This is a genomic window from Blautia stercoris (assembly GCF_054657695.1).
In genome coordinates this window covers 1974350-1986395 of sequence record NZ_BAAHYF010000001.1, presented here as the reverse complement: position 1 = coordinate 1986395, position 12046 = coordinate 1974350, and the positions used below count along the sequence as shown (strand labels likewise).

The 12046-nt window shown below is 38.5% G+C and carries 11 protein-coding genes; 9 read left to right on the top strand and 2 right to left on the bottom strand.

All coding sequences use genetic code 11. From position 1 onward, the window contains the following. Positions 1-4: 4 nt before the first annotated feature. Genes gatC through gatB form a run of 3 tightly spaced genes read left to right on the top strand, consistent with a single transcriptional unit; the run spans position 5 to position 3213 of the window. Positions 5-301, top strand: a complete 297-nt coding sequence (gene gatC / locus ACYQ2D_RS09570; RefSeq protein WP_022303376.1) for an Asp-tRNA(Asn)/Glu-tRNA(Gln) amidotransferase subunit GatC — start codon at positions 5-7, stop codon at positions 299-301. An 11-nt stretch (positions 302-312) separates the two neighbouring features. Continuing rightward, positions 313-1782: an Asp-tRNA(Asn)/Glu-tRNA(Gln) amidotransferase subunit GatA gene (gene gatA / locus ACYQ2D_RS09565; RefSeq protein WP_459785261.1), complete on the top strand. Its 1470-nt coding sequence runs from the start codon at positions 313-315 to the stop codon at positions 1780-1782. Then, positions 1783-3213, top strand: coding sequence for an Asp-tRNA(Asn)/Glu-tRNA(Gln) amidotransferase subunit GatB (gene gatB / locus ACYQ2D_RS09560; RefSeq protein WP_459785260.1), 1431 nt, complete (start codon positions 1783-1785; stop codon positions 3211-3213). A gap of 150 nt (positions 3214-3363) precedes the next feature. On the opposite strand, the gene ACYQ2D_RS09555 is transcribed toward gatB, so the two are convergent. Beyond that, positions 3364-4197 carry a delta-lactam-biosynthetic de-N-acetylase gene (locus ACYQ2D_RS09555; RefSeq protein ID WP_459785259.1) on the bottom strand — a complete coding sequence of 278 codons (834 nt, stop codon included), beginning with the start codon at positions 4195-4197 and terminating at the stop codon, positions 3364-3366. Between the two features lie 140 nt (positions 4198-4337). Between ACYQ2D_RS09555 and ACYQ2D_RS09550 the strand changes: the two genes are divergently transcribed. After that, a complete protein-coding gene (locus tag ACYQ2D_RS09550; RefSeq protein ID WP_459785258.1) occupies positions 4338-5132 on the top strand; it encodes an HAD family hydrolase in 795 nt (264 codons plus the stop codon). Here the strand turns inward: ACYQ2D_RS09550 and ACYQ2D_RS09545 are convergent. Next, positions 5129-5956, bottom strand: coding sequence for an AraC family transcriptional regulator (locus ACYQ2D_RS09545; protein WP_459785256.1), 828 nt, complete (start codon positions 5954-5956; stop codon positions 5129-5131). The genes ACYQ2D_RS09550 and ACYQ2D_RS09545 overlap by 4 nt on opposite strands. Positions 5957-6089: 133 nt before the next feature. Here ACYQ2D_RS09545 and melA point away from each other — a divergent pair, with 133 nt between their 5' ends. The 5 genes from melA (at position 6090) to ACYQ2D_RS09520 (ending at position 12018) form a co-directional block, all read left to right on the top strand. Continuing rightward, positions 6090-7412, top strand: a complete 1323-nt coding sequence (gene melA, locus ACYQ2D_RS09540) for an alpha-glucosidase/alpha-galactosidase (protein WP_459785255.1) — start codon at positions 6090-6092, stop codon at positions 7410-7412. Between the two features lie 87 nt (positions 7413-7499). After that, on the top strand, positions 7500-7742 hold the full coding sequence (locus tag ACYQ2D_RS09535) for a hypothetical protein (protein WP_459785254.1): 243 nt from the start codon (positions 7500-7502) through the stop codon (positions 7740-7742). A 104-nt stretch (positions 7743-7846) separates the two neighbouring features. Continuing rightward, on the top strand, positions 7847-9595 hold the full coding sequence (locus tag ACYQ2D_RS09530; protein WP_459785253.1) for a phosphotransferase: 1749 nt from the start codon (positions 7847-7849) through the stop codon (positions 9593-9595). Next, a complete protein-coding gene (locus tag ACYQ2D_RS09525) occupies positions 9585-10472 on the top strand; it encodes an NTP transferase domain-containing protein (protein ID WP_117457088.1) in 888 nt (295 codons plus the stop codon). The genes ACYQ2D_RS09530 and ACYQ2D_RS09525 overlap by 11 nt, the downstream gene beginning before the upstream one ends. After that, on the top strand, positions 10465-12018 hold the full coding sequence (locus ACYQ2D_RS09520; RefSeq protein WP_117457089.1) for a BCCT family transporter: 1554 nt from the start codon (positions 10465-10467) through the stop codon (positions 12016-12018). Before ACYQ2D_RS09525 ends, ACYQ2D_RS09520 begins: the two co-directional genes overlap by 8 nt. Positions 12019-12046 lie beyond the last annotated feature (28 nt).

Here is a 12046-nt window from a genome sequence, read left to right as displayed (position 1 = left end):
AGCCATGGCAAAGCAGATAATTGATGATACAGTAATGGAAAATGTAGAAATTCTTGCAAAACTTGCCCTTACGGAAGAAGAGCGGAAAAAAGCAAAAGAAAAAATGCAGGAAATGCTGGATTATGTTGATAAGTTAAATGAGTTGGATACCGATGGAATTGAACCTCTGTCCCACACATTTTCTATGGGAAATGTATTTCGTGAAGATGTAGTAACCAATGGAGATGACAGGGATGCAATGCTTGACAATGCACCAAAATGCAAAGACGGACAGTATCAAGTGCCGAAGACGGTACAGTAGGAGGAAAGGGTATGGATTTGAAAGATTTAAGTGCTCTTGAACTTTCCACTGCGATAAAAAAAGGAGAAGCAGGTGTGGAAGAAGCTGTAAAGGTGTCACTCAAACAGATAAAAAACTCAGAAGACACGGTACATGCATTTCTTGAGACAGATGAAGAAAAAGTATATCAAAGAGTAAAAGAAGTAGAAGCAGGAATTGCTTCCGGAAAATATAGCGGACCGCTCGCAGGTGTTCCGATTGCAGTTAAAGATAATATTTGCACAAAAGGCAGAAAGACAACTTGTGCATCAAAAATTCTTGGAAATTTTGTTCCGCCTTATGATGCAGAAGCCGTGAAAAAATTAGAAGAGGCCGGAATGATTATTCTTGGAAAGACAAACATGGATGAATTTGCCATGGGAAGTACCAGTGAGACATCTGCATTTGGAATTACCACAAATCCATGGGATCAGACAAAGGTACCGGGTGGATCTTCCGGGGGTTCATGTGCCGCAGTGGCCGCAGGAGAGGCTTTCCTGGCACTTGGTTCGGATACCGGTGGTTCGATTCGTCAGCCATCTTCTTACTGTGGTGTGGTCGGGATGAAGCCGACTTATGGAACGGTTTCTCGTTATGGATTGATTGCGTATGCCTCTTCACTTGATCAGATTGGACCGGTTGCAAAAAATGTGTCAGACTGTACGGCTTTATTAGAGGCAATTTCCGGATACGATAAAAAAGACAGCACTTCGATTGAAAGAAATGATTTGAATTTTACAGAAGCGTTAAATGGAGATTTAAAAGGGGTTCGTGTCGGTATTCCTGCCGAGTATCTTTCGGAGGGACTCGATGAAGATGTGAAAAAAACACTTCAGGAAACCGTAGAACTGATGAGGGCAAACGGAGCAGTTGTTGAAGAATTTTCACTTGGACTCGTTGACTATGTGATTCCGGCTTATTATATCATTGCTTCCGCTGAGGCAAGTTCCAACCTGGCGCGTTTTGATGGCGTAAAATACGGTTATCGCGCAGAGGAATTTGAAGGACTTCATGATATGTATAAAAAGAGTCGTGCACAGGGATTTGGAGAAGAAGTCAAACGAAGAATTTTACTTGGTTCTTTCGTATTAAGTTCCGGCTACTATGATGCGTATTATTTGAAAGCATTAAAAGTAAAAGCCATGATTAAAAAAGCATTTGATGATGCATTTGCAAAATATGATATGATTCTGGCACCGGCAGCACCGTCTACCGCACCGAAGGTAGGAAGCAGTTTACAAGACCCGCTTAAAATGTATTTAAGTGATGTCTACACCGCAGGGGTAAATCTCGCAGGTCTTCCGGCAATCAGTGTTCCGGCGGGAAAAGACAGAAATGGAATGCCGGTTGGTCTTCAGTTTATCGGAGACTGCTTTAAAGAAAAGAAAATTATACAGGCAGCTTATGCTTATGAAAAAATCCGTGGAGTATTTCCTATGGCATATCAGAAGGAGGGAAAATAGATGGCAAAACAATATGAAACAGTCATTGGACTTGAAGTTCATGTAGAGCTTGCCACAGCGACCAAAATCTTCTGCGGATGCTCTACGAAATTCGGAGGCGCACCAAATACACATACCTGTCCGGTCTGCACCGGTATGCCGGGGTCTCTTCCGGTCTTAAACAAACAAGTAGTAGAATATGCACTTACACTTGGACTTGCAGCAAACTGTGAGGTTAATCAGAACTGTAAATTTGACCGAAAGAACTATTTCTATCCGGATAACCCACAGAATTATCAGATTTCCCAGTTATATCTGCCAATCTGCCATGATGGATTTCTGGAAATCCAGACCAATGCAGGAACAAAGAGAATCCGTATTCATGAAATGCACATGGAAGAAGACGCAGGTAAATTAATCCATGATGAATGGGAAGACTGCTCCTTAGTAGACTATAACCGAAGCGGGGTTCCGCTTGTAGAAATCGTATCGGAACCGGATATGAGAAATGCAGAAGAAGTGATTGCCTATCTGGAAAAATTGAGAATGATTTGTCAGTACCTCGGTGTGTCTGACTGTAAATTACAGGAAGGTTCGATGCGTGCAGATGTCAACTTATCCGTACGTGAAGTTGGCACAGAAACTTTTGGAACAAGAACGGAGATGAAAAACCTAAACTCTTTTAAAGCGATTGCCCGTGCGATTGAAGGAGAAAGAGAACGTCAGATTGAACTCATTGAAGAAGGAAAAGCGGTTCAGCAGGAGACCAGAAGATGGGATGACAATAAGGAATATTCCTATGCAATGCGTTCCAAAGAAGATGCAAAAGACTACCGTTACTTCCCAGACCCTGATTTACCGCCGGTCTTTATCAGTGATGAATGGATAAAACGTATCAAAGACAGCCAGCCGGAACTTCAGGAAGCAAAATCTGCACGTTATGAAAAAGAGTATGGACTTTCCGCTTACGATGCTTCACTTTTAACCCAGTCCAAACATCTTGCCGATTTATTTGAAGAAACCGTAAAAGAAAGCCAGAATCCGAAAAAGACAGCAAACTGGTTTATCGGTGAAACTCTGCGTCTGTTAAAAGACAGAGCAATGGAAGCAGAAGAACTGCGCTTTACTCCAAAACATCTTGCCGATTTGATTCTTATGGCTGAAAAAGGAGAAGTCAATAACCAGAATGCAAAGAAAGTCTTTGAAAAGATTTTTGATGAAGATGTAGAACCGAAGGCTTATGTAGAAGCAAATGGATTAAAGACCGTAGAAGATACCGGTATGCTTGAATCTGTTGTCGATAAAGTACTTGCAGATAACCCGAAAACTGTAGAAGAATATCATAGCGGAAAAACAAAAGTGCTTGGATTCTTAGTCGGACAGGTTATGAAACAGATGAAAGGCAAGGCAAATCCGGCGTCTGTTAATAAAATGCTGATGGAGAAACTGTGATTAATTGCATGCCTGTTTCTTTTACCGAAACAGTAGAAATTATTTTTGAAGCCATAGAATAGTAGAAATTGTATTTTAAAAATATTGGCTAGTTCGGGGACAGAAATCTTGTCCCCGGACTTTTTTATTTCATAGGATTCTTTTTATGTGCTATGCTTCATTCTTCTCATTCTGCTCAACCAGATAATCCAGCGACCGAAACTGATACCCCATTTCTTCCCATTTGCCAAGCAATTCATCTAGAATTTGAGCATTGGTTGAGGAAGTGCTGTGGAGCAGTACAATTGCGCCGGGGTGAATCCGGTTAAGCAGTTTGTCGAAGGCTTCTTCTTTTGAGGGCTGGTTATCCTGGTACCAGTCTACATAAGCAAGACTCCAGAAGAAGGTTTTATAACCTAAATCTTTTGCCATTTTTAAGTTGGTTTCGCTGTATTTGCCTTGAGGAGGGCGATAATATTTTTTCATTTCCTGTCCGGTAGTCTCTTTGTATAAATCAGAAAGTTCCTGTAATTCTTTTGAGAAGGAATCAATGGAAGAAATCTGAGACATATCCGGATGGTGATAAGAATGATTGCCTACGATATGTCCGTCGGAAATCATGCGTTTGACAATTTCAGGACTTGTAGAGAGAAAATTTCCAACGACAAAAAAGGTTGCAGGGGCATTGTGTTTTTTTAAGGCGTCTAAAATAATTTCAGTATTGCCATTTTCATATCCGCAGTCAAAAGTGAGATAAATATTTTTTTCATCGGTGTCTTGTGCATAGTAGGCGTCATATTGCTGTAATTCCTCGATAGAGGCATTTCCGACAGGACGTTTTCCTTCTTCCTGAAAGCTTAGCCCCCAGTTGCTGACGGCATTGGAAATGGTTTCCTGTGCAGAATAATAGTGGATGGCAAAGCTTAAAAAATTTCCAAATGCAAAAGAAGCAGTAAGCAATAAAAAAAGTGCAAGATACTTTAAAATAAAATTTCTATGTAACATAAAAAATCCTAAATGCATTGTTGTTACCTAATATATTGAGAAAAAAGGAAAAATATCACAGAAAAAGTGAGATTGCGAAATCCTCAAAATCATGTTAGAGTAAAAAAACAGAAGAGAAAGATAAAGAGAGGAGAACAAAGGTGAATAGAAAATTAATTTTCTTTGATATAGATGGAACAATTATTCCGGAAGATACAGGAGTGATTCCGGAAAGCACGAAAGAGGCAATTAAAAAAGCAAAAGAAAACGGGCATCTGGTCTTTATTAATACAGGACGTACTTTTAGCGGAATTACCCAGCCGATTTTTGATTTGGAATTTAATGGTTATGTCTGCGGATGTGGAACGCATATTTATTTTGATGGAAAGAAAATCTATTCCTCTGTGATTCCGAAAGAAAAATGCATTGAAACGGTAGCTGTTCTTCGAAAAAATAAAGTAAATGCTTTTTACGAAGGAGACAAGGGAATTTATTTTGATTACAGCTATTCGAATCCGTTTATGGAACGGGCAAAAAAAATGCTTAGAACGAATGGTAAATCGGTTGAAGTGATATTAGAAGATAAGGATGAAGTATTTGATAAATGCCTGATTAAATTCACAGATGAGGATATCAATAAGAAAGATATCATTATGCCATTTTTTGAAGCAAATTATTATTGTATTGACCGTGGGGAAGATATGTGGGAGATGGCACAGAAAGGTCACAGCAAGGCAACAGGAATCCAGAAAGTCTGCGAATATCTTGGGGCAAATATCGATGACTGTATTGCAATTGGCGACAGCACCAATGACCTTGATATGTTAAAGGCAGTAAAAAACAGTGTGGCAATGGGAAATTCCATGGAGAGCATTCTTCCTTACTGCAGTTATAAGACAACAGATATTAAGGAAGATGGAATTTATAACGCACTGGTACATTTTGGAATTATCTAATGTTTCCGGTAGATTGTTTTTTCAAGGTTTAGATATTCGCGAAACTTTCTTGGAGTATATCCGGTCATTTTTTTAAACTGATTGCTAAAAGCGGCAGCATCTTTAAAGCCACAGGAATAAGCAATTTCTGTAATGCTGTAGTCTGAAGAAGAAAGCATATCAGATGCAATGTGGATTCTTAATTGAAGCAGATATTGTTTCGGAGAAATTTTCTGCTGTTCCATAAAAAGACGATAGAGATAAGTCCGATCAATTTCAATAGCGGCTGCAATGTCCTGAATACGGATGTTGTAGCCGTAATTATTTTTCATATAATCCATTGCGCGTTTTACATATTGAGTGGAATAAGAGTTTCCTTCTACAACAGACGGACCAGTCATCAAACCAAGAAGTTCAAGAAACAACCCTGTCAGAGTAAAAGGATTATAGTTGGCTGAAGAGAAAGTATTTAAGATAGAATGCATCAGAGTGCGCAGATTCAACTTTCGTTCAGAATCAGGAGGACAAATAAAAATACAGGAGTCCTGAAAACAGGTCTGGTTTAAAAGGGCAGGGATTTCCTGTCCATTAAAGCCAATCCATGCATATTCCCAGGGATTGGTTTGGTCGGCTTCATAGTAGGTAGAGTCCATTGGTTTGATTAGAAAGGAGTCTCCGGATTTGAGAGAATACGTATGTCCTTGATGTTTAAAAATACCTTTTCCGGAAAGCACAACATGAATCAAATAATGGGGACGTACGGCAGGACCGAAAGAGTGTCCGGGCTGGCAGTGTTCGTGACCACAAAAATAAATAGATGGAATTCCAGACAGAGGCTGGTTCATAAATAAAATCCTCCATTTTACAACATTTTTACAAGTTTTGAGAAACAAATCAGATAGAAAGTCCTTTTCTTTGATTATATAATAAGAATCATAAAAAGACAACGGATTATGATAAAATCAAGGAGGATGAAAAATGGCAAAAATAACGTTTATGGGAGCAGGAAGCACTGTTTTTGCAAGAAATGTATTAGGAGACTGCATGTGTAGTGAAGCACTCTGTGAAAGTGAAATTGCATTATATGATATTGATGCAAAACGTCTGGAAGATTCAGAGATTATTTTAAATGCAATCAACAAAAATGTAAATGAGGGCCGTGCACAGATTAAAACATATCTCGGTGTGGAAAATCGAAAAGAAGCACTTAGAGGAGCAGATTTTGTGGTTAATGCGATTCAGGTGGGAGGATATGACCCTTGTACTATTACGGACTTTGAAATTCCGAAAAAATATGGTTTAAGACAGACAATTGCGGACAGCCTTGGAATTGGCGGAATTATGAGAGGTCTGCGTACAATTCCGGTGATGCAGGAATTTGCAAATGATATCGAAGAGGTATGCCCAGATGCATTATTTTTAAATTATACAAATCCAATGGGGATTTTATCCGGTTATATGCAGAGATATACTGGTGTAAAAACCGTAGGTCTTTGCCATAGCGTTCAGGTGTGCTCAAAAGATTTATTGACGAAGCTTGGCATGGAAGATAAATTAGAAGGACGCGTAGAAACAATTGCCGGTATTAATCACATGGGTTGGCTGTTAGACATCCGTGATAAAGATGGAAATGATTTATATCCGGAAATCAGAAAAAGAGCAGCCGAGAAAAATGCAACAGAAAAACATGATGATATGGTACGTTTTGAGTATATTAAACGTTTGGGTTATTATTGTACGGAATCAAGTGAGCACAATGCAGAATACAATCCATTCTTTATCAAGGCAAAATATCCGGAACTAATTGAAAAATACAATATTCCGTTAGATGAATATCCAAGACGATGCATCAAGCAGATCGCAGAATGGGAAGAAGAGAAAAACAATATCTTAAAAGACGGAAAGATTACCCATGAGCGAAGCAGAGAGTATGCATCTCATATTATGGAAGCAGTTGTAACCAATCAGCCGTATAAAATTGGTGGAAACGTAATTAATAAAGGCATGATTGAAAATCTTCCGGTAGATGCCTGTGTAGAAGTACCGTGTATGATTGACGGAAATGGAGTCAACCCATGCAGAGTCGGAAGACTTCCGGTACAGCTGGCTGCAATGAATATGACAAATATCAATGTACAGCTGCTTACCATTGAAGCAGCAGCAACGAAAAAGAAAGAATACATCTATCAGGCTGCGATGCTTGACCCTCATACCGCAGGAGAACTTTGCATTGATGATATTGTAAAAATGTGCGATGAGTTAATTGATGCACATGGAGATTATATGAAGATGTATAAATAGTGATAAAGTTTCGCATTGACTTGACGGAAATCGGGTATCGGCTTATAATCAAATTCACCTGAAAAAGGCATTTGGAGGAATATGATTATGGCAATGAATCCAGTAAAGTTAATGCAGATAAAAGCGACAATTGCCGGAGTAGAGAGGCGGCATCCGAATCTTCGAAAGTTTTTTGAGGCAGTTGGAAGAGAGGAATTAAGAGAAGGAACGATTTTGGAACTGAAGGTGCAGACACCGGAAGGGAAAAAGCTGGTTTCTAATGTAAAACTGACCAAAGAAGATGAAAAATTAATTTCAGAGCTGTTAAAGAATAAAGACACCTTGCTTTAAAAAAGCACCTTGCTTAAAAAGCAGGGTGTTTTTTTCTTGACAAAGGTAAGAATTGGGAGTAATATAATACTAAAATGTTCACGAAAATTAAAAAGGTGGATTACATGAATATACAAGAATATGATATTATGAACGAAATCGCAGAAAGCGGTTATGAAAATCAGAGAATTTTAACGGAAAAGACAGGATATTCTCTTGGAAAGGTTAATCAGTCCTTAAATGAATTGATTCAGAAAGAGTATCTTACCAAAGAATATCAATTAACAGAAAAAGCAGAAGCGGAGTTTGAAAAGAAAGCTCCGAAAAATGCAATTATTTTGGCAGCAGGTTATGGAATCCGAATGATGCCGATGAATCGGGAAGTGCCAAAGGGGTTAATCGAGGTTAATGGAGAACCGTTGATTGAGCGCCTGATTCGCCAGCTTCATGAAGCCGGAATTTTTCAGATTGATATTATTGTCGGGTTTATGAAAGAGCAGTATGAATATCTGATTGATGAGTTTCAGGTAAACCTAATTGTCAATCGTGAATATGCGCAGTACAATAATCTTCATTCTCTGGCACTTGCAAAAGACAGGATTTCAAATACATATATTATTCCGTGTGATGTCTGGTGTGAAAAAAATCCATTTTCCAAAAGAGAGCTGTATTCCTGGTACATGGTGACAGATTTGGTGGATGACGAAAGTGATGTCAGAGTCAATCGAAAATTAGAGCTGGTTTCGGTAGATGCAGAAAAAAGCGGAAATGCAATGGTAGGCATTGCTTACATCCTTGAAGAAGAAGCAGAAGAACTTCAGAGCCAGATAAAAGAAATGTGTAAGAAAAAAGCTTATGAAAACGTATTCTGGGAAAGCGCTCTAATGAAAAAAGGTAAAATGTATGTATCAGCGAAAATCGTGCCGTCAAGAAGTGTTTATGAAATTAATACTTATGAGCAGTTAAGGGAACTCGATGACACGTCAAAACAGTTAGACTCAGATGTGATTCATTTGATTTCTGAAATTTTGGCATGTGAGCCGAATGAATTAGAAGAGATTGAAGTTCTAAAGAAAGGCATGACAAATCGTTCTTTTATGTTCAAGTGCAGAGGCAAACGGTTTATCATGAGGATTCCGGGTGAGGGAACAGAAATGCTGATTAACCGAAAGCAGGAATACGAAGTTTATCAGGTAATCAAACCGCTTGGTATCTGTGATTCGATTCGATATATCAATCCGGAAAATGGTTACAAACTGACAGAATTTATCGAAGATGCAAGATGCTGTGATTCTGGAAACCCGGAGGATGTAAAAGCATGTATGGCGGTGCTCCGTAAGTTTCATGAAAGTGGGGTAAAGGTGGAACACACCTTTGATGTTTTTGAACGGCTGGAGTTTTATGAAAAATTGTGGAAGGGAATTCCGTCCTGCTATCGTGATTACAAGCAAACCAAAGCGCATGTATATGAATTAAAAAACTATATTGATAAGCAGGAAAAGCAGATTTCACTGTGTCATATTGATTCTGTTCCGGATAACTTTTTAATGACCAAAGACAGAATCGCATTAATTGACTGGGAATATGCGGGGATGCAGGATACAGATGTGGATCTTGCGATGTTTATCATTTATTCCATGTACGGGAAAGAACAGGCAGATGATTTGATTGATGCATATTACACAGAAGGATGCAAAAAAGAAAAACGATTAAAGATTTACTGTTACGTTGCAGTCTGTGGTCTGTTGTGGAGTAACTGGTGCGAAGTAAAATACCATGAAGGTGTTGAATTTGGCGAGTATTCCTTAAGACAGTACCGATACGCAAAAGAATATTATAAATATGTAAAGGAAGAACTGGAAAATGGCTTATAAAGTAGAAAATGCAGTTATTATGGCAGCAGGATTGTCCAGTCGGTTTGCCCCTCTTTCTTATGAAAAACCAAAAGCGCTGATTACAGTCAAAGGTGAGGTGCTGATCGAACGGCAGATTCGCCAGTTAAAAGAGGCCGGAATCCATGATATTGCAATTGTTACGGGATATAAAAAAGAAAAATTTGAATACTTAAAAGAAAAGTGTCAGGTGACACTTATCGAAAATCCAGAGTATGCAACCAGAAATAATAATGGTTCGATTTATTCGGCAAGAGAATGGATTGGGAATACTTACGTGTGCAGTGCAGATAATTATTTCCCTGAAAATCCATTTGAATCGGAAGTGGAAGGCAGTTATTATTCGGTACTTTATGCCGATGGGAAGACAAATGAGTGGTGCGTCACAGAAGATGAAACCGGAAGGATTACTTCAGTTAAAGTCGGAGGCAGAGATTCCTGGTATATGATGGGACATACCTTCTGGGCAGAGCCGTTTAGCAAACGTTTTCTTGAAATCTTAGAAGCCGAGTATAACAAACCGAAAACCAGGAATAAATTATGGGAAGATATTTATATTGAACATATCGAAGAACTCTCGATGAAAACCAGAAAATATAATCAAGATGAAATTTATGAATTTGATTCTTTAGATGAATTAAGGGAGTTTGATGAGAACTATAAAACAAATTCCGGTTCTGAAATCTTAAAGAAAATTTCTGATGAACTTCAAATAAAAGAAGAGGAAATCTACCACCTCGTTCCGGCAAAGGATGAGAATGGACTGGTGACCGGAGTTAAGTTTGAAATACAGGGAAAACAGTTTGAGTATGACTATCAGCTACAAAAGCTGATACATGGAGGAAAAATCGATGAATAAATTAGATCGCAAAAGAATAGACTGGCTCATCACGTTAGCTCCTTTTATTAGCATTATGTTATTAGCGGGTGTATTATTTGTATTTCCAAATGAGTCCAATAACATTATAAGTAAGGTGCGATTTTTTTTCGGTGATACAGTCGGGATTTATTATTTAGTAATTGGTTTGGCAGTTTTGCTGGTTTCTGTTTATTTAGCTTTTTCAAAGTATGGGAATGTCGTATTAGGTGAGCCAAATGAGAAGCCGAAATATCCATTTTTTGTATGGGGAAGCATGATGTTTACTTGTGGACTTGCAGCAGACATTTTGTTCTATTCATTTGCGGAATGGGTAATGTACGCAACTAATCCGCATATGGAAGAACTTGGCTCCGTGGCAGAATGGGCCGGCGTTTTTCCACTGTTTCATTGGAGCTTTATTCCGTGGGCATTTTATCTGGTACTTGCAGTTGTATTCGGTTTTATGTTACACGTGAGAAAAAGAAATCGTCAGAGATATTCGGAAGCATGTCGACCAGTTATTGGGAAACATGCGGATGGTGTGTTGGGACGTGTGATTGACTTATTTGCATTATTTGCACTGCTTGCCGGAACCGCAACGACATTTAGTGTTGCAACACCGCTTTTGGCAGCAATTATTGTAAAATTATTTGGTATCACTCTTAGCCGAACAGTCGTTACAATTATTATTTTACTGGTTACCTGTGCAGTATATACCTATGCAGTTTTGCATGGGTTTAAAGGAATTAGTTTTTTGGCGAAGCTGTGTATTTATCTTTTCTTTGGCTTATTATTGATCGTGTTGCTAATCGGTGGTCAGGGGAAATTTATCATTGAAAATGGTTTCCAAAGCTTTGGAAAGATGTTACAGCATTTTATAGAGTTAAGCACATTTACGGATCCGGAACGCACCAGTAATTTCCCGCAAGATTGGACGATTTATTATTGGGCCTATTGGATGGTTTGGGCAGTCGCAGCTCCATTCTTTATTGGTAACATTTCACGTGGCAGAACGATTAAACAAACGATTCTTGGAGGATATGTGTTTGGTGTTGGATCAACAATTATTAGTTTTGTCGTACTTGGAAATTATGGGCTTGGGCTTCAAGTGAGTGGAAAAGCAGATTTTATTTCCCAATATGCGAAAGATGGAGATCTTTACGGACTCATTTTGAATATTATAGATACAATGCCGCTGGCAAAGGTGATTTTAGTAATCACAGTGTTATGTATGATTGCATTTTATGCGACTTCATTTGATTCGATTGCATATACGGCAGCTTGTTATAGTTACAAGGAGCTTGGAGAAAATGAGCATCCGCATAAACTGATTGAATTATTATGGTGTTTACTATTGATTGTACTGCCGATTGCGTTAGTGTTTTCGGAAAGTTCGATGAATAACATTCAGAGTATCAGTATCATTTCGGCATTTCCGATTGGCATTATTATGATTCTTATTTTGATAAGTTTCTTTAAAGATGCAGGAAAATATTTAGCTGAATCAAGTAAATCTCCTGATTCAACTACGAAAAGCAAGAAGTAGTGGGTAGAGACTTGCTTTTTGTAGAGAA